Consider the following 17852-nt stretch of genomic DNA (forward strand, 5'->3'; position numbering starts at 1 on the left):
CGTCCACCATGCGACGAAATGCGGAAGGGCCTGTACCGCTCTGAGGGGAAGCGGTACAGGCCCTTCCTTGCGAGGTGCGTCAGAACTTCGGGTCCGGGCTCTGGGCGTGGACGATTTCGGCCGCCTCCGCTTCCGTCTCCACCGAGGGCGGGGAGCCGGCCAGGGGCTGGTTGGCGGTTTCCTTCATGAAGGCCACCGCGATCACACCGACCAGGGCCGCCGCCATCGAGTAGTACGCCGGCATGAGGTTCGAGCCGCTCCAGCTGATCAGGGCGGTGATCACCAGGGGTGTCGTGCCGCCGAAGATCGAGGCCGAGAGGTTGTAGCCGACCGACAGGGAGCCGTAGCGGACGTTGGTCGGGAACAGGGCCGGGAGGGCGGCGGACATCGTGCCCAGCAGGCAGACCAGGGAGAGGCCCAGCATCAGCATGCCGATGATGATCGCCGGGATGCTGCCCTGACGGATCAGCAGGAAGGACGGCAGTGACAGGAACAGGAAGCCGAGCATGCCGGCCATCAGCAGCGGCTTACGGCCGAAGCGGTCCGACAGCTTGCCGAACTGGCTGATGATCAGCATCAGGAAGACCATCACGCCGAGCAGGATGAGCAGGCCGTGTGTCTCGCTGTAGCCGAGCTCGTCCGACAGGTACGTCGGCATGTACGACAGCAACATGTAGTCGGTGATGTTGTACGCGCCGACCAGGGCGATGCAGAGGATCAGCGTCGGCCAGTGCCGACGGAAGATCTTGGCGAGGTCGCCCTTGGCGGTGGACTCGACGTGGTCGGCGGCCTCCGTGGCGTGGGCGGTGCCGCCCTCCAGCTTCTGGAAGGCGGGGGTCTCGTCCAGGCGGAGTCGCAGGTAGAGGCCCACGAGGCCGAGGGGGCCGGCGACGAGGAACGGGATGCGCCAGCCCCAGGACTCCATCTGGCCGGTGTCCAGGACGGCGTACAGGAGGGTGACGAGTCCGGCGGCGCCGACGTATCCGGCCAGGGTGCCGAATTCGAGGAAGCTGCCGAAGAAGCCGCGGCGCTTGTCGGGGGCGTACTCGGCGATGAAGGTCGAGGCGCCCCCGTACTCGCCGCCGGTGGAGAAGCCCTGGAGCATCCGGAAGAAGATCAGCAGGACGGCCGCCCAGACGCCGATGGTGTCGTGGGAGGGGATCAGACCGATCGCGAAGGTGCCGATCGCCATGAGGATCATGGTGAGGGCCAGGACCTTCTTGCGGCCGATCTTGTCACCCATGGGGCCGAAGAACATGCCGCCCAGGGGCCGTACGAGGAAGGCCACGGCGAAGGTCGCGAACGACGAGAGGAGCTGGGTGGTGTCGTTCCCGGACGGGAAGAAGACATGCCCGATGGTGACGGCCAGGTAGGAGTAGATGCCGAAGTCGAACCACTCCATGGCGTTACCGAGCGACGCCGCCTTCACCGCACGCTTGACCGCCTGGTCGTCGGTGACGGTGATGTCGGTCCGACGGAGCCGGGGATTCTGGCGCTTCCGGATGGCGCGGAAGAGCGCCGGGTGGCGTTTGACCGCATCCGGGTCGGCCGCCTGGTGGGGATCGGAGGCCGCCATGGCCGGTTCCTTTCGTCGAACGGTGTTCCAGGAAAGGCTTCTGCGCAGTCATGGCGGTTGCAAACCGAATCAACGGGTGATTGCGATCTCGCTCACATCATCTTCGGCCAGGATCCGCACGAACGGGTCAGATCCCGAGGTCCTTGATGATCTTGGCGACGTGGCCGGTCGCCTTGACGTTGTAGAGGGCCTTCTCCACCTTGCCCTCTTCGTCGACCACGAACGTGGAGCGGATCACGCCCGTCACCACTTTGCCGTAGAGCTTCTTCTCGCCGTAGGCGCCGTACGCCTCCAGGGTCTCCTTGGAGGGGTCCCCGACCAGTGTGACCTTCAGGTTTTCCTGCTCCCGGAACTTCGAGAGCTTCTCCGGCTTGTCGGGCGACACGCCGATGACGTCGTATCCCGCGCCGGCGAGGAGATCCAGGTTGTCGGTGAAGTCGCAGGCCTGCTTGGTGCAACCGGGGGTAAGTGCGGCGGGGTAGAAGTAGACGATGACCTTGCGGCCCTTGTGGTCCGCGAGCGAGACCTCGTTGCCGTCGGCGTCCGGAAGGGTGAAGGCGGGGGCGGTGTCGCCGGTCTGGAGTCGCTCGCTCATGTCTCTCCTCGAGTGGCACGCGGGGTGTGTGGCAACGAGCGTAATAGGGGGTGCCGCCGGGTGGAGGGGCGGCCGAGCTGACAGACTGTCGATGAAGGTTTACCCCGACGACGACCACGGAGGCGGCGCAGTGTCGGATACCAGGACCCCTGCGCAGATCGAGGCGGACATCATCAGCAGGCGTGAGCAGCTTGCGGTGGTGCTGGACGAGATCGGGGTGCGGGTGCACCCGAAGACGATGATCGGTGACGCGAAGGCCAAGGTCGCTTCCACGGTGGACCGGACTGCGGGGCGCGCGTTCGTCGCGGTGAACCGTTCGGTTTCCGACGTGAAGGCGCAGTTCGTGGCCGAGGACGGTTCGCCGCGGCTGGAGCGGGTCATTCCGGCGGCGCTGGTGGTGGCCGGTGCGGTGGCGTTGCTGACGGTCTCCGCTCGGCGGAAGAGGCGCTGAGAGCGGGCCCTGGGGCGTGTGGGCCGGTTCGGGGCAGGTAGGTTCGGGTCGTGAGCGACAACGGCATGAGCACCACCGATGACAAGCTGCCGATCCGGATGCTGCACGACCGCGTCCTGGTCCGGTCCGATTCGCCCGAGGGTGAGCGGCGGTCGGGCGGGGGCATCCTGATTCCCGCGACGGCGGCGGTCGGCCGGCGTCTGGCGTGGGCCGAGGTGGTCGCGGTCGGCCAGAACGTGCGGACGGTGGAGCCGGGTGACCGGGTGCTGTACGACCCCGAGGACCGTGCCGAGGTCGAGGTGCGGGGTGTGGCGTACGTGCTGATGCGGGAGCGGGATCTGCACGCGGTGGCGGCGGACCGGTTCGAGGGTTCGGTGGATTCGACCGGGCTGTATCTGTAGTCAGGCGTGGGTGAGTGGGCCTGGTGACCGTTGTCACCAGGCCTTTCCGCTGTTTGTTGCTACGGTGGTGTGACCCCGACGAGACGCGCCGTACCGGGTTTCCGCAAAGACGACGCACCCCTGTTGGTCACGCGTTCTCGCGTGTGTCGTCGTGGAGGTGCCGTCGTGGCGTGGGTTCTGTTGATCGTCGCCGGTCTGCTGGAAGTGGGCTGGTCGATCGGGATGAAGTACACCGAGGGGTTCACCCGTCTGTGGCCCAGTGTGTTCACCGGTCTGGGGATCGTGGCGAGCATGGTGCTGCTGTCGCAGGCGGCGAAGACGCTGCCGATCGGTACGGCGTACGGCGTGTGGGTGGGGATCGGCGCTGCGGGTGCGGCGGTGCTGGGCATGGTCGTGCTGAACGAGCCGGTGACGGCCGCCCGTATCTTCTTCGTCTGTCTGCTGCTGGTGGCCGTGGTGGGGCTGAAGGCGACGTCCGGGCACTGAGGGTGCCGGGTGTTCAGGGGCGGTCGGGGCCGGGGTGGCCCTGGCCGCCCCTTCCGTCTGTTCCGGTCCTGTCGTTCTCGTCCTCGCCCTGTCGGCCGGCGGGCCGGCCTTCGGCGGGTTCCCGGGTGGCGGGTGCGCGTGAGGTGGTGGCGGCGGGTGTCGCGGTGCGGGGTGCCCGTGGGGCGCGAGTGGCACCGGAGGCGCCGTCGGGGGCGCGGGAGCGGGTGCTGTCGCGTCGTTCGCGGGTTTCGCCGGTGCCGGGTTCCTCGGTGTCTCCGTCGTCCCGGCGGTCGCGCGGTGCCCTGGTGCCTCCGGCTTCCTCGGTGTCCTCGCCTTCCGCGCTCTCGTCCGGGTCGGGCTCTTCGGGGCCTTCGTCGGCTTCCAGCTCGAAGCCCTGTACCTCGCTGCCCTCGAGGGCGGCGCGGGTGTAGGCGGCCCAGGTCTGGGCGGGTGCGCCGCCGCCGTTCATGCGGGCCAGGCCGAGTGCGCCGTACAGGGGCTTCTGGACGCCGGTCTCGGGGTCCTGGCCCATGACGGCGATGACGGTGGCGAGGTCGGGGGTGTAGCCGGCGAACCAGGCGGCCTTGTCCTCCTCGGCGGTGCCCGTCTTGCCGGCGGCGGGGCGGCCCGCGCCCTGGGCGGCGGTGCCGGTGCCGCCGTCGACGACGCTGCGCAGGACGGAGGTGGTGGTGTCGGCGGCTTCGCGGCTGATGGCGCGGCGGGTGGTGCGGGTCGGGAGGTCGAGCTCGGTGCCGTTCTTGCTGATCCTGGCGACGAGGGTGTGGGGGCGCTGTCTGCCGTGGTCGGCGAGGGTGGCGTAGGCCGAGGCCATGTCGACGACGCTGGCGGTGGCGGGGCCGAGCGCGATGGAGGGGGTCGCGGTGAGGTCGGGGGTGCTCCGGGGGATGCCGAGGGCGATCGCGGTGTCCTTGACCGTGTCGGGGCCGACGTCCTGGGCCATCTGGGCGTAGACGGCGTTGACGGATTTGTCGGTGGCTTCGCGGACGGTGATGGAGCCGTAGTCGACGTCGTCCTCGTTGGCGGGGGAGTAGCCGGTGGAGCCGGTGGAGGCCTGGACGGTGCGTTCGTTGGTGCCGTCGTAGCGGGTGTTGGGGGTGATGGTGCGGTCCTTCTGGGTGGTGGATCCGTTGGCGAGGGCTGCGGCGAGGACGAACGGTTTGAAGGTGGAGCCGACTTGGTAGTCGCGGCGGGTGGCGTTGTTGACGTACTGCCTCGTGTAGTCGACGCCGCCGTAGAGGGCGACGACGTGGCCGTTGGCGGGGTCGATGGAGGCGCCGCCGGCGCGGACGTTGCGGTCGGCGTCGCGGTCGTCGCTGGTCTTGGACAGGACGTTGTCCTTGACGGCTTCGACGAGGGCGTCCTGTTTCTTCTTCTGGAGTGTGGTGGTGATGCGGTAGCCGCCGGTGGCGAGGGTGTCCTCGTCGATGATCTTGTTCTCGGTGAGGTAGTCCTCGACGGCCTGGACGATGTAGCCGCGCTGGCCGGAGAGCGCGGTGGCGGGCTTGGCCTTGCCGGGGACGGGGAAGGTCATCGCGTCGCGGTCGGCCGGGGTGAGCCAGTCGTGCTTGACCATGCCGTCCAGTACGTAGTCCCAGCGGGCGAGTACGGCCTTCTTGTTCTCGGGGTGGGCGACGACGTCGTAGGAGCTGGGGGCGTTGAGCAGGGAGGCGAGGTAGGCGCCTTCGCCGGCGTCGAGGTCTTCGACGTCCTTGCCGTAGTAGGCGTGGGAGGCGGCCTGGATGCCGTAGGCGTTGCGTCCGAAGTAGCTGGTGTTGAGGTAGCCCTCCAGGATCTCGTCCTTGCTCTGTTCACGGTCGAGCTTGATGGAGATGAAGAATTCCTTGGCCTTGCGGACGATGGTCTGTTCCTGGCCGAGGTAGTAGTTCTTGACGTACTGCTGGGTGATCGTGGACCCGCCCTGTCTGCCCTTGCCGGTGACGGTGTTCCAGCCGGCGCGGAGGGTGGCCTTGACGTCGATGGCGTCCTCGGAGTAGAAGTCCCGGTCCTCGGCGGCGAGTACGGCGCGCCGGATGGTGGGGGGAATGCGGTCCAGGGGGATCTTCTCGCGGTTGATCTCGCCGTCCCGGGCGATGACGGTCTTCCCGTCGGCGTACACGTAGACGTTGGCCTGGGCGGTCGCCGTGGCGTTGGCTGCGGGGATGTCGATGAGCTGGTAGCCGGCGATGAATCCGCCGACGAGGAGCAGGGCGAGGAGCAGTACGCCGCCCAGGGTCATGCGCCAGGTGGGGAGGGCCCGGCGCCAGCCGGTGCGCTTGGGCCGCTCGGGGTGTTTTCTGCGCCCCTCGGTGGTTTGTGCGCCGTTCGGGTGCTGGGGGTCGGGGGTGGGGGCCGCGGCCGAGGCGTCTCGGGGGGTCCATCCTTCGGTGCCCTGCTGACCAGGGTCTCCGCTGTGCTGCGGTGGCTCGTGGCTCATGACTGTGGAGGCTCCTCGACTGCGGATGATTTTCCTATAGTGCACTTTTCGGGCGGATAACCCTGGGATCCCTTCGCGGAAATGGGGTCGCGGCGGCCGATCGCCCTGGACTACAGTCGGGCGCTTTGGCTGAACGAGGGGGGCGAGGTGCGGCTCTACGCCGTGGTGGCGGCCGGTGGGTTCCGGCGGTATGCCACCTATCGGATGGCGACGCTCGCGGGGGTGTTCACCAACACCGTCTTCGGTTTCATCATGGCGTACACCTACATCGCCCTGTGGGACGAGCGGCCGCAGCTCGGCGGCTACGACATGTCGCAGGCCCTGACCTATGTGTGGCTGGGTCAGGCCCTGCTGATGACCTGCGCGATGATGGGCGGCGGCTTCGAGGACGAACTGATGGAACGGATCCGTACGGGTGACATCGCCGTCGATCTGTACCGGCCCGCCGATCTGCAGCTGTGGTGGCTCGCGGGGGACCTGAGCCGGGCCGCGTTCCATCTGCTGGGGCGTGGGATCGTGCCGCTGGTGCTCGGCGCGCTGGCCTTCGATCTGGCCCTGCCTGGCTCTGCGTGGACCTGGCTCGCCTTCCTGGTGTCGGTGGCGCTGGGTGTCGTGGTGAGCTTCGCGGTGCGCTTCCTGGTCGCGCTGTCGGCGTTCTGGCTGATGGACGGGGCGGGGGCGATGCAGATCGCCTGGCTGGCCGGGCTGTTCTTCTCGGGGATGATGCTGCCGCTGAACCTGTTCCCCGGATGGCTGGGGGAGGTGGCCCGCGTCCTGCCGTGGTCGTCGCTGCTCCAGGTCCCGGCCGATGTGTTCCTCGGCACGTACGCGGGCTGGGACGTCGTACGGGCGTACGCCTTCCAGGCCGGTTGGGCGACGGTGCTGCTGCTTGCGGGGAGGCTCCTGCAGTCGGTGGCGACCAGGAGGGTGGTGGTCCAGGGTGGCTGAGGTCCGGGTGGGGCGTGCCGCGGTCGTGGAGCCGGAGGGGACCGCGTTCGCGGAGCGTTCCCGGCTGGTCGAGGGGGTGCGGGCGTACGGGCTGATCGTGGCGATGTGGCTGCGCTCGACGATGGCGTACCGCACGTCGTTCGTGATGACGGCCGTGGGGAACTTCGTGTCGACGGGATTCGACTTCGTCACGATCATGCTGATGTTCGCGCACGTCGACGTGCTGGGCGGGTTCACCCTGCCGGAGGTCGCGTTGCTTTACGGGACGTCGGCGACCGCGTTCGGGCTGTCCGATCTGGTGCTGGGGTCGATGGACCGGCTGGGGCGCCGGGTGCGGGACGGCACGCTGGACACGCTGCTCGTACGGCCGGTCCCGGTGCTGGCGCAGGTGGCGGCGGACCGGTTCGCGTTGCGCAGGCTGGGGCGGATCACTCAGGGTCTGCTGGTGCTGGGCTGGGCGCTGCTGACGCTGGACATCGCGTGGTCGCCGCTGAAGGTGGTGATGCTGCCGTTGATGGTGCTGAGCGGGGCGGCGATCTTCGGGGCGGTGTTCGTGGCGGGGGCTGCCTTCCAGTTCTACGCCCAGGACGCCTCCGAGGTGCAGAACGCGTTCACGTACGGCGGGACGACGATGCTCCAGTACCCGCCCACGGTCTTCGCGAAGGACCTGGTGCGCGGGGTGACCTTCGTGGTGCCGCTGGCGTTCGTGAGCTGGCTGCCGGCCCTGTACGTGCTGGGGCGGGACTATCCGCTGGACCTGCCCCGGTGGGTGGCGTTCCTGCCGCCGGTGGTGGCGGCGGGGTGCTGGGTCCTCGCGGGGCTGGCATGGCGTGTGGGACTGCGGTCGTACCGCAGTACGGGAAGCTGAGGAGTGGGCGTGGACGACATGGACTTCATCGAGCTCGACGGCGTCGAGAAGGTCTTCGACGTGCGCCGCAAGACGGGCTTTCTGCGCCGTGAACGGCGTGAGGTGCGGGCGGTGGACGGCATCAGTTTCCGGGTGCCGCGTGGGGAGATGGTCGGTTACATCGGCCCGAACGGGGCGGGCAAGTCGACGACGATCAAGATGCTGACGGGCATCCTCACCCCGAGCGGCGGCCGGCTGCGGGTCGCGGGCATCGATCCCTCCAGGGAGCGTACGAAGCTGGCGCACCGGATCGGTGTGGTGTTCGGGCAGCGTACGACGCTGTGGTGGGACCTGCCGCTGCGGGACTCGTACCGGCTGATGCACCGCATGTACCGGATCCCGGACAGCCGTTTCCGGGAGAACATGGACCGGTGCGTCGAACTCCTGGACCTGTCGGCACTGTTGGAGGTTCCGGTGCGTCAGCTGTCGCTGGGGCAGCGGATGCGGGGCGATATCGCGGCGGCGCTGCTGCACGATCCCGAGGTGCTGTACCTGGACGAGCCGACGATCGGGCTCGACGTGGTCTCCAAGGCCAAGGTGCGGGGGTTCCTGCGGGACTTGAACGCGGAGCGGTCGACGACGGTGCTGCTGACCACGCACGACCTGACCGATATCGAGCAGTTGTGCAAGCGGGTGATGGTGATCGACCACGGCCGTCTGGTGTACGACGGTGCCCTCGCGGGGCTGCACGAGGTGGGCAAGAGCGAGCGGACGCTGGTCGTGGACCTGGAGCGGGAGCTTCCGCCGATCGAGCTCGGGGCGGAGCCGGGGGTGCGGGTGGTGAAGGTGGAGGGGCCGCGGCAGTGGCTGGCGTTCCCGGCGGCGGCGTCGGCCGCCCCGCTGGTGGCGCGTATCGCGGCCGACTATCCGCTGGTGGATCTGTCGGTGCGGGAGCCGGACATCGAGTCCGTGATCGCGAAGATGTACGTGTCGGATCCTGCTGTCTAGGCCCGTCCCGCGGTAGCTCTATAGGCTGCGCGGTATGACAAGTGAAAACCCGGACATGCGTGCCTCCGACGCCGAGCGTGAGCGGGTCGCCGAGACCCTGCGGGAGGCCGTGGCCGAGGGCCGGCTGGAGATGGACGAGTTCGAGCAGCGGCTCGACGCGACGTTCAAGGCGCGTACGCACGGCGAGTTGGTACCCCTCGTCAGCGATCTCCCGGCGCCGGGTGCGGCCGTGGCGCCGGTGGTCGGTGTGTCGCCGGCCACGGTCCGAGGGGCCTCCGGGGACGTGGACTGGTCGCGGCGGATCGGTGGCCCGGCGACCTCGACGTGGGCGTTCGCCTTCTGGAGCGGGTTCGGCCGCAAGGGCCGGTGGACGGTGGGGCGGGCGTTCACCGCGGTCGCGGTGTGGGGCGGCGGAGACATCGATCTGCGCGAGGCGAACTTCGAGGACCGCGAGGTCGTGATCCGCTGTTTCGCGGTCATGGGCGGGATCGACGTGAAGGTTCCGCCCCATGTGGACCTGCACGTCAACGGCCTCGGCTTCATGGGCGGTTTCGACGAGCAGACGAAGGACGCCGGTGAACCGGAGCCGGGCGCCCCGCGCGTGCGGGTGACCGGGTTCGCACTGATGGGCGGGGTGGGAGTGGTGCGGAAGTGGACCAAGGCGCAGCGGCAGCGGCGCAGGGAGGCGGAGGAGTACCGCCTGCGGAAGCCGGACACGGGGGACGGGCGCAAGGAGCTCGGCTGACCGGGACGGCCCCTGGGGGCCGTCCCGCGCGATCAGAAGGCGCCGCGATCAGGAGGCGCCGTGATCAGAAGGTGTCGGACTTCGGGGTGCCGTCCACCGTGCCGAGGTCGATGGCCTGGCCCAGGGCGCGGTAGCCCGCGTCGTTGAAGTGCAGCTGGTCGCCCGAGTCGTACTCGGGCAGGATCCGGTTGGGTGCGTACGGGTCGCGTACGGCGCGGTCGAAGTCGACGAAGGCGTCGAAGATCCGGCCGGCGCGAATCTCTTCGTTGACCGCCAGGCGCACGCGGTTGCTCTCGGGCGACCAGGTGGCGTAGCCCTGGAACGGGGTCAGTGTCGCTCCGACCACCCGCAGGCCACGGGCGTGCGCGCGTTCGGTGAGGGCGCGGAGGCCGGTCGTGATGCGGTCGGGGTCCGCTTCCTGGGGGTGCTGCTGCACGTCGTTGATCCCGAGCGCGATGATCACGGTCTGCGCGCCCGCGACGTTCAGTACGTCGCGCTCGAAGCGGTGCGTGCCGCTCTGGCCGCCGAGGTTCGTCACGCCGTTCCGTGCGAGCGGGCTGTCGCGCAGCAGGCGGTTGCCCGCTATGCCCTGGTTGGCGATGCCGTAGGCGTGCCGGAGCCGGTCGGAGAGGACGTCGGGCCAGCGGCTGTCCGCGTCGGTGGTGGAGCCGCTGCCGGCGGTGAGGGAGTCGCCGAGTACGACGATCGCTCCGGGTGACGTCGTGTTGCGGACGTCGACGGCCGTCAGGTAGCGCCACCGGGTGGTGCTCCAGGTGGCGTGCTCGTCGGCCAGGTACGACGTCTGGTGGGTGTTGGGGTGTTGCGTGACCGGACCGGAGGCGTACGGGGTGCGGAAGGCCACTTCCAGGTCGGCGTCGGGGGCGACGGGGACGACGACCGGGTCGCTGACGACCTGTCGGCCCGCGGCGACGGTGACGGTGGGCTGTCCGCCGAAGGCCACCCGCCGGGTGTTGACGGTGGCCTGGTCGATGACGAGCGGGGTGGTCCCGAAGAGGTTGGACAGCGTGATGCGGGCGGCGTCTCCACCGACGCTCGTGTGCACGATGTTGCGGATGACACGCCCGGGATAACCCCGCCGGGTGTCCGGTTCCGCGCTGACGGGGGCCGCGGTCCAGGTGGCGACCCAGGTCCCGGTGGAGTTGGCCGGGGCGGCGGGGTTGCGGGCCGCCCCGCGGCTGTCGGGTGCGCCGAGCGGTGTCTGACGGTTCCCGGCGGTCAGCGACGTGCCGAACGCGACGGCGGCGGCGAGTGCGGCGGTGCCTGCCACGAGGGCGATGAGCAGGGCGTACCCCTGGCGCCTGGGCATCTGCGGTGGTTCTCCTTGCGGTGTCCGGCCCGGTGTCCGGGTTGTTCTCATGATGCGACAGCTCCTGGGGAACTCGACGTGCGGCCCAGGAGTAGGTGAGGTAGGGACAATGCGTACGGCACGGCGTGACGCGTACGCGGACGGGTGGAGTGGATGGAACAGGACGCGGGACAGGGAACGGCGGCCGGGCCGGAGGCCGCGGCGGAGGGGCGGTCGAGGCCGCCGTCGGGAGGGTTCGCGTACACCGCCGCCGATGAGGAGAAGCGGCGCGGTGTGCGCCGTATGAAGGCCACCGCCACGGGTCTGCTCCTGCTCGTCGCGCTCGTGTACGTCCTCGCCACCTGGGCGGAGAACGCGGGTGTGGGCGGCTGGCCGGGCTACGTCGCAGCGGCTGCCGAGGCGGGGATGGTCGGTGCGCTGGCGGACTGGTTCGCCGTCACGGCGCTCTTCCGGCGCCCGCTCGGTCTGCCGATTCCGCACACCGCCATCATTCCCACCAAGAAGGACCAGTTGGGGGAGTCACTCGGTTCCTTCGTCGGCGAGAATTTTCTCTCCGGAGACGTCGTTCGTGACCGAATTCACGCCCTGGGCGTCGGTTCGAGGCTCGGGACGTGGCTCGCGGACCCGGAGCACGCGGACCGGGTCACCGCCGAGCTGTCCACCGCGCTGCGCGGTGCGCTGACCGTGCTGCGGGACTCCGATGTGCAGGCGGTGGTCGGGGAGGCGATCACCCGGCGGGCGGACGCGGCGGAGGTCGGCCCGGGGATAGGGAAGATGCTGGAGAAGATCGTCTCGGACGGCGGTCACCGCAGGGTCGTCGACCTCGTCTGCGTACGGGCGCACGACTGGCTCGTCCTGCACGGCGACTCCGTGATGGACGCGGTGCAGGGCGGGGCGCCCGGCTGGACGCCGAGGTTCGTCGACAAGCGGGTGGGGGAGCGGGTCTACAAGGAGCTGCTGCGTTTCGTCACGGAGATGCGTGACATGCCGGGCCACCCGGCGCGCGGTTCGATCGACACGTTCCTGACGGACTTCGCCGCCGACCTCCAGACCGACAGCGACACCCGGGCCCGGGTGGAGCGGCTGAAGTCGGAGATCCTGGGGCGCGGTGAGGTCCAGGACGTCATCGCCTCCGCGTGGTCCTCCGTCCGCACGATGATCATGTCGGCTGCCGAGGACGAGCGGAGTGAGCTGCGGATGCGGGCCCGTGCCTCGCTGATGTCCCTGGGCACCAGGCTGTCCACGGACGAGCGGCTGCAGGCCAAGCTGGAGGGCTGGCTGGAGGACGCGGCGGCGTATGTCGTCACGACCTACCGTGCGGAGATCACCTCGCTGATCAGCGACACGGTGGCCGGCTGGGACGCGGACCAGACGTCGAAGAAGATCGAGGCGCACATCGGCCGCGACCTGCAGTTCATCCGGATCAACGGCACCGTGGTGGGGGCGCTGGCCGGTCTGGTGATCTACTCGGTGTCCCACGCGCTGGGCGGCTGACCGAAGGGTGTGCCCGTCCGGCGGGACGGGCACACCCCTTGTTCGTCAGCGGGTGCCGCGCCGGGTGACCGCCCAGGAAGCGGCGGCGACACCACCGGCCACGGTGAACACCGCGGGCCAGGCACCGACCTTCTTGGCCAGGGGATGCGAACCCGCGAAGGCGGCGACGTAGGCGACGGTCAGCCCGGTGGCCGCGCGGGGCCCGGCCTGCCGGTTCCACTCGTACGCGGCGACCGATCCGGCGGCGGCCAGTGCGACGCCGCCCAGCGGGCGCTTCCCGGTCCAGCGGGCGAGTCCGTACCCGCCGAGGAGACCGCCCGCCGCCACTGCCGCTGCCGGAACCTTCGCCATTGCCGCCACCTTCGCTTCCCTGCGTATCCGTCGGCGTACGCGCCGAGAATCCGAGGATAGGACCCCCGCCGGACGGACTGCCGGACGGGCCCCGTCAGTCGGTGCCGAACTCCATCGCGGCGCGGTCCAGCAGCTCGTCGTCGCCGGAGACCTCGCCGCGCGAGGCGATGGCCTGGGCGCCGCCCGCGGGCATGGCGCCGATCAGACCGGTCGCCGCCGCCTGAGCGGCACCGATCAGCGTGGGCTGGGTCGTGCCGACGAGGCCGAGACCGGCGAACTGTTCGAGCCTGGCGCGCGAGTCGGCGATGTCGAGGTTGCGCATGGTGAGCTGGCCGATGCGGTCCACCGGGCCGAACGCGGAGTCCTCGGTGCGCTCCATGGAGAGCTTGTCCGGGTGGTAGCTGAACGAGGGGCCGGTGGTGTTCAGGATCGAGTAGTCCTCACCACGCCGCAGACGCAGCGTCACCTCGCCGGTGACGGCCGAGCCGACCCAGCGCTGCAGCGACTCGCGGACCATCAGCGCCTGCGGGTCAAGCCAGCGGCCCTCGTACATCAGCCGCCCGAGGCGCCGGCCCTCGTTGTGGTAGTGGGCGAGGGTGTCCTCGTTGTGGATCGCGTTGACGAGACGCTCGTACGCGGCGTGCAGGAGCGCCAGGCCGGGCGCCTCGTAGATGCCGCGGCTCTTCGCCTCGATGATGCGGTTCTCGATCTGGTCCGACATGCCCAGGCCGTGACGGCCGCCGACGGCGTTGGCCTCCATCACCAGGTCGACCGGGGTGGCGAACGTCTTGCCGTTGATCGTCACCGGGCGGCCCTGGTCGAAGCCGATGGTGACGTCCTCGGTGGCGATCTCCACCGAGGGGTCCCAGAAGCGGACGCCCATGATCGGGTCGACGGTCTCCACGCCGGTGTCGAGGTGCTCCAGCGTCTTCGCCTCGTGGGTGGCGCCCCAGATGTTGGCGTCGGTGGAGTACGCCTTCTCCGTGCTGTCGCGGTAGGGCAGCCCGTGGGCGGCCAGCCACTCCGACATCTCCTTGCGGCCGCCGAGCTCGGTGACGAAGTCGGCGTCGAGCCACGGCTTGTAGATGCGCAGGTGCGGGTTGGCGAGGAGACCGTAGCGGTAGAACCGCTCGATGTCGTTGCCCTTGAACGTGGAGCCGTCGCCCCAGATCTGTACGTCGTCCTCCAGCATCGCGCGGACCAGCAGCGTGCCGGTGACGGCGCGGCCGAGCGGCGTCGTGTTGAAGTAGGCACGGCCGCCCGAGCGGATGTGGAACGCGCCGCAGGCGAGCGCGGCCAGGCCCTCCTCGACCAGCGCCGCACGGCAGTCGACCAGGCGTGCGATCTCGGCGCCGTAGGCCTTGGCGCGGCCGGGCACCGAGGCGATGTCGGGCTCGTCGTACTGGCCGATGTCGGCGGTGTAGGTGCACGGGACGGCACCCTTGTCGCGCATCCACGCGACCGCGACCGAGGTGTCGAGGCCGCCCGAGAAAGCGATGCCGACGCGCTCGCCGGTGGGCAGGGAGGTGAGAACCTTAGACATGGGAAGAGTATGCACTCGCTCGCATGTATATGCAAATGACGTGGTGCGGGTGGGAGAGGTGTGGCCGCGGGGCCGTTTTTTCAGGGACGGGGATCACACCCGCAGGACATCGATCCCCAGGCCGGTGAACTCCTCGACGACGTCCTCGGGCGCGCCCCGGTCCGTGACCAGGACCGACACCGCGGCGGTCTCGCAGACCTGGGCGAAGGCTCGACGGCCGAGCTTCGAGCTGTCGGCCACCACGATCACCGTGCCCGCGCACTCGGCGAGGGCACGGTTGGCCCCGGCCTCCGACTCGTCGTGCGTGGCCGCCCCGAAGCGGGGGTGCACGGCGTCCACGCCGAGGATCGTGTAGTCCAGGGCGAGCGTGCGCAGGACGGAATCGACCAGCGGGCCGACCAGCTCGTACGAATTCGGCCTGGCCACCCCGCCGGTGACGACGATCTTCACCTGGGGGCGGACCGCCAGCTCGTTGGCGATGTTGATCGCATTGGTGACCACGGTCAGCGCCACGCCTCCGCCCGACGGCTCCGGCCTCAGGGCCAGCTCCCTGGCCACTTCGGAGGTCGTCGTGCCGCCGTTGAGACCGACGGTGGAGCCCGTCGGGACGAGCTCGGCTGCGGCCTTCGCGATGCGCTGCTTCTCGTCGGCCCTGCGGGCCGCCTTGTAGCGCAGCGGCAGGTCGTAGGCGACGGTGCTCACGACCGCGCCGCCCCGGGTGCGGGTCAGCAGGTTCTGCCGGGCGAGCTCGTCGAGGTCGCGGCGGACGGTGGCGGCGGAGCAGCCGAGCTGTTCGGCGGCGTCGAGCACGTCGAGGTGGCCCCGGTCGCTGAGGATCTCCAGCAGCCTGGTCCATCGTGTGTGTGCCGCCACCTGGTCCTCCTCGGGGCCCCTCGCTCGCGTCGAACCCTATCGCCCGGGCCGGGCCAGGACGCCCAGCAGGCGGGCCACCTCCGCGGCGACGGCGTCGCGGGCCGGGCCGAGGTAGGCGCGGGGGTCGGCGGCCTCGGTGTGGGTGTCCAGGTAGGCGCGGACGGCCCGGGTGAACAGCTTGTTCAGGTGGGTGGAGATGTTGACCTTCGTCATCCCGGCGCCGATCGCCGCGGCGAGGCCCGCGTCACCGACGCCCGAGGAGCCGTGCAGGACGAGCGGGACCCCCACCGCGTCGCGCAGCCGGGAGATGAGGGCGAAGTCGAGTACGGCGTCGCGGGTCAGCATCGCGTGCGAACTGCCGACGGCCACGGCCAGCGCGTCGACGGCCGTGGCCTCGACGAACGCCCGCGCCTCGTCCGGGTCGGTGCGTACGCCGGGGGCGTGCGCACCGTCCTTGCCGCCGATCTCGCCGAGTTCCGCCTCCACCCAGACGCCGTGGTCGTGGCAGTAGGCGGTGATCTCGCGGGTCGCGGCGACGTTGTCGGCGTACGGGAGCGCCGAGGCGTCGAACATGACGGAGGTGAAGCCGAGTTGGACCGCCTCACGCACCAGTCCGGCCGACACGGCGTGGTCCAGGTGCACGGCGACCGGTACACCGGCGGCCCGTGCGACGGCGAGTGAGGCGAGCCCGATGGGTTCGAGGGACCCGTGGTAGCGGGCGGTGTTCTCGCTGACCTGGAGGATCACCGGCAGCCCGGCGGCTTCCGCCCCGCCCGCGATGGCCTGCGCGTGTTCGATCTGCACGACGTTGAAAGCCCCGACGCCGGTCGCGCCGGTCCGGGCGCCGTGCGTGATGTCACCGGTGGATATGAGCGGCATGGGCGTCCTTCGCGGGTGCGGGCTGCGTGAATCCAGGCGAATGGTGCTCGAAGTTGCTCATTTATAGCCTGCTTGAAGCAGATCAGAAAAGAGTGGCTTCCCTGTGAGACCCGTCTCCGGGGTCCCTGCGCACGGCTCTCATCGGCGCCGGGCCCTGCGCGAATTCGGTGGCCCGGCGCCCGGATGCGCCCGTACGGTGCGCGTATGACAGCGCAGCTCCGCCTGGAAAAGGTGACTCCGGACAATGTCCTCGACGCGTGCCGGCTGAAGGTCGCACCCGGGCAGGAGCGGTTCGTCGCCCCTGTCGCGCGGTCACTGGCCGAGGCGTACGCCGAGCCGGGGACGGCCTGGCCCCGGCTGGTCTACGACGGTGACCGGCTGGTCGCCTTCGTGATGGCCTTCTTCGACGTGCGCTTCGACCCCACGAACCCTGAGGACCGGCTCCGCTCCGGGCTCTGGCGGCTGGCCGTCGCCGACGGCGAACAGGGCAAGGGATACGGGCGCTTCGCCGTGGAAGCCGTCTGCGAGGAGATCCTGCGACGCGGACAGAAGCGCGTGACCGTGAGCTGGGTGGAGGGGGAGGGCGGGCCCGAGGGGTTCTATCTGCGGCTGGGCTTCCGCCGGACCGGCGAGATGGACGAGGACGAGGTGGTCGCCGAGATGGACCTGCCGCGACCGTGACCGGTCCGCGGTGATCCACATGAGGTCCGTGCGGTGATCCACATGCGGTCCGCGGAAGGGCGCGCGAGGATCGGGGGTACGGGCGGTGGTCCGGCCGCGCCAAGGCCCTCTCGGGCCCGGATCTCCCTTCCAGGCGCTCCGGTCCGCCTCCCGGCTCAGCGACTCAGGGGGATCTGGAGGTACGGGATGCCGCGGCCCCTGTGGACAGGAGCGATCAGCTTCGGGCTGGTCACGATCCCGATCAAGGTGGTGTCCGCCACCGAGAACCACGCGATCTCCTTCCACCAGTACCACCGGGAGGACATGGGCCGGATCCGCACCCGCAAGGTGTGCGAGGTCGACGGCAAGGTCCTCTCGCAGGACGAGATCGGCAAGGGCTACGAGGTCGCCAAGGACCGGACCGTGCCCGTCACGGACGAGGAACTCGACCGGATGCCGCTGCCGACGGCGAAGGCCATCGAGATCGTCGCGTTCGTCGAGGCCGACAGCATCGACCCCGTACGGATCAGCGACAGCTACTACCTCGCGGTCGACGGCCAGGTCGCGGCGAAGCCGTACGCCCTGCTGAGGAAGGCGCTGGAGCGCAGCGACAAGGTCGCCGTGGCCAAGTTCGCCTGGCACAACCGGGAACGGCTCGGCCTGCTGCGGGTGCGGGAGGACGCGATCGTGCTGCACTCGATGCGCTGGCCGGACGAGATCCGCAGCCCCGAGTCCCTCGCCCCCAGGGAGACCGAGCTGGACGAGGACGAGATCGAACGCGCCGTGCAGCTCACCGACAGCATGGCCCTGGACGACATCTCCGGCTTCCGGGACCGCTACCGGGAGGCCCTGGAGGAGCTGCTCGCGGCCAAGTCCGAGGGCAAGGCGCCTCCGGTGCCGGCAGGGGAAGAGGAGGAGGAGTCGGGGAAGGTCATGGACCTGATGGCCGCGCTGAACGCGTCGGTGAAGGCCGCCAAGGAGACACGGGGCGAGGACGCGGCGGACGCGACCGTGCACGAGATGGAGCCCGGCAGGGCTCGTACCCGTAAGAAGACCGCCTCGGGCGCGAAGAGGGCGGCCGCCGAGAAGCCGGCCGCGAAGAAGACGGGCTCCAGGAAGACCGCTTCCACATCGGCGGCGGCCAAGAAGCAGCCGGCGAGGAAGACGGCCGCCGCGAAGAAGCGCACGGCCTCCTGACGGGCGTCGCGGCGCC

At 70.0% G+C, this 17852-nt stretch carries 18 protein-coding genes and 1 riboswitch; of the genes, 10 read left to right on the forward strand and 8 right to left on the reverse strand.

The genetic code is table 11. From position 1 onward, the window contains the following. Window positions 1–79 precede the first annotated feature (79 nt). Together proP and bcp are read right to left on the reverse strand one after the other, a co-directional pair. Window positions 80–1576 carry a glycine betaine/L-proline transporter ProP gene (gene proP / locus ABT001_RS14300; protein ID WP_351276534.1) on the reverse strand — a complete coding sequence of 499 codons (1497 nt, stop codon included), beginning with the start codon at window positions 1574–1576 and terminating at the stop codon, window positions 80–82. Between the two features lie 127 nt (window positions 1577–1703). Next, window positions 1704–2171: a thioredoxin-dependent thiol peroxidase gene (gene bcp, locus ABT001_RS14305; protein WP_351276536.1), complete on the reverse strand. Its 468-nt coding sequence runs from the start codon at window positions 2169–2171 to the stop codon at window positions 1704–1706. Between the two features lie 130 nt (window positions 2172–2301). Between bcp and ABT001_RS14310 the strand changes: the two genes are divergently transcribed. The 3 genes from ABT001_RS14310 (at window position 2302) to ABT001_RS14320 (ending at window position 3509) form a co-directional block, all read left to right on the forward strand. Beyond that, the gene (locus ABT001_RS14310) at window positions 2302–2622 is read left to right on the forward strand and encodes a DUF3618 domain-containing protein (RefSeq protein ID WP_351276538.1); all 321 of its coding nucleotides are present in this window, start codon (window positions 2302–2304) and stop codon (window positions 2620–2622) included. A 65-nt stretch (window positions 2623–2687) separates the two neighbouring features. Beyond that, window positions 2688–3023, forward strand: a complete 336-nt coding sequence (locus ABT001_RS14315) for a GroES family chaperonin (protein ID WP_351276788.1) — start codon at window positions 2688–2690, stop codon at window positions 3021–3023. Window positions 3024–3076: 53 nt separating this feature from the next. Next, window positions 3077–3142, forward strand: a riboswitch (guanidine-III (ykkC-III) riboswitch). Between the two features lie 46 nt (window positions 3143–3188). Continuing rightward, window positions 3189–3509 carry a DMT family transporter gene (locus tag ABT001_RS14320; protein WP_033298982.1) on the forward strand — a complete coding sequence of 107 codons (321 nt, stop codon included), beginning with the start codon at window positions 3189–3191 and terminating at the stop codon, window positions 3507–3509. 13 nt (window positions 3510–3522) lie between these two features. On the opposite strand, the gene ABT001_RS14325 is transcribed toward ABT001_RS14320, so the two are convergent. Next, window positions 3523–5964, reverse strand: coding sequence for a transglycosylase domain-containing protein (locus ABT001_RS14325; RefSeq protein ID WP_351276540.1), 2442 nt, complete (start codon window positions 5962–5964; stop codon window positions 3523–3525). 147 nt (window positions 5965–6111) lie between these two features. Between ABT001_RS14325 and ABT001_RS14330 the strand changes: the two genes are divergently transcribed. The 4 genes from ABT001_RS14330 to ABT001_RS14345 are packed head-to-tail and all read left to right on the forward strand — an operon-like array spanning window position 6112 to window position 9512. Next, window positions 6112–6912, forward strand: coding sequence for an ABC transporter permease (locus ABT001_RS14330; RefSeq protein WP_351276542.1), 801 nt, complete (start codon window positions 6112–6114; stop codon window positions 6910–6912). Then, the gene (locus ABT001_RS14335) at window positions 6905–7780 is read left to right on the forward strand and encodes an ABC transporter permease (RefSeq protein ID WP_351276544.1); all 876 of its coding nucleotides are present in this window, start codon (window positions 6905–6907) and stop codon (window positions 7778–7780) included. Before ABT001_RS14330 ends, ABT001_RS14335 begins: the two co-directional genes overlap by 8 nt. A gap of 18 nt (window positions 7781–7798) precedes the next feature. Further along, a complete protein-coding gene (locus tag ABT001_RS14340) occupies window positions 7799–8767 on the forward strand; it encodes an ABC transporter ATP-binding protein (protein ID WP_351276790.1) in 969 nt (322 codons plus the stop codon). 55 nt (window positions 8768–8822) lie between these two features. Further along, window positions 8823–9512: a DUF1707 SHOCT-like domain-containing protein gene (locus ABT001_RS14345; protein ID WP_351276793.1), complete on the forward strand. Its 690-nt coding sequence runs from the start codon at window positions 8823–8825 to the stop codon at window positions 9510–9512. Window positions 9513–9576: 64 nt separating this feature from the next. On the opposite strand, the gene ABT001_RS14350 is transcribed toward ABT001_RS14345, so the two are convergent. Beyond that, entirely contained in the window at window positions 9577–10839 is a 1263-nt protein-coding gene (locus ABT001_RS14350; protein ID WP_351276546.1) for an SGNH/GDSL hydrolase family protein, read from the reverse strand. 153 nt (window positions 10840–10992) lie between these two features. Between ABT001_RS14350 and ABT001_RS14355 the strand changes: the two genes are divergently transcribed. Then, window positions 10993–12333, forward strand: coding sequence for a DUF445 domain-containing protein (locus ABT001_RS14355; RefSeq protein ID WP_351276548.1), 1341 nt, complete (start codon window positions 10993–10995; stop codon window positions 12331–12333). Window positions 12334–12378: 45 nt separating this feature from the next. Here the strand turns inward: ABT001_RS14355 and ABT001_RS14360 are convergent, their stop codons facing one another. The 4 genes from ABT001_RS14360 to ABT001_RS14375 form a co-directional block, all read right to left on the reverse strand. Next, window positions 12379–12684 carry a hypothetical protein gene (locus ABT001_RS14360; protein WP_351276550.1) on the reverse strand — a complete coding sequence of 102 codons (306 nt, stop codon included), beginning with the start codon at window positions 12682–12684 and terminating at the stop codon, window positions 12379–12381. Between the two features lie 94 nt (window positions 12685–12778). Next, the gene (argG, locus tag ABT001_RS14365) at window positions 12779–14227 is read right to left on the reverse strand and encodes an argininosuccinate synthase (RefSeq protein ID WP_351276552.1); all 1449 of its coding nucleotides are present in this window, start codon (window positions 14225–14227) and stop codon (window positions 12779–12781) included. A gap of 93 nt (window positions 14228–14320) precedes the next feature. Next, window positions 14321–15100, reverse strand: coding sequence for a DeoR/GlpR family DNA-binding transcription regulator (locus ABT001_RS14370; protein ID WP_351276554.1), 780 nt, complete (start codon window positions 15098–15100; stop codon window positions 14321–14323). Window positions 15101–15136: 36 nt separating this feature from the next. Next, on the reverse strand, window positions 15137–15979 hold the full coding sequence (locus ABT001_RS14375) for a class II fructose-bisphosphate aldolase (protein WP_351276556.1): 843 nt from the start codon (window positions 15977–15979) through the stop codon (window positions 15137–15139). Window positions 15980–16183: 204 nt separating this feature from the next. Between ABT001_RS14375 and ABT001_RS14380 the strand changes: the two genes are divergently transcribed. Together ABT001_RS14380 and ku are read left to right on the forward strand one after the other, a co-directional pair. After that, a complete protein-coding gene (locus ABT001_RS14380; RefSeq protein ID WP_351276558.1) occupies window positions 16184–16660 on the forward strand; it encodes a GNAT family N-acetyltransferase in 477 nt (158 codons plus the stop codon). A 186-nt stretch (window positions 16661–16846) separates the two neighbouring features. Beyond that, window positions 16847–17836, forward strand: coding sequence for a non-homologous end joining protein Ku (ku, locus tag ABT001_RS14385; protein ID WP_351276560.1), 990 nt, complete (start codon window positions 16847–16849; stop codon window positions 17834–17836). The last annotated feature ends 16 nt before the right edge of the window (window positions 17837–17852 follow it).

It is taken from the genome of Streptomyces sp. NPDC002793 (genome assembly GCF_040295485.1).
GTDB lineage: Bacteria > Actinomycetota > Actinomycetes > Streptomycetales > Streptomycetaceae > Streptomyces.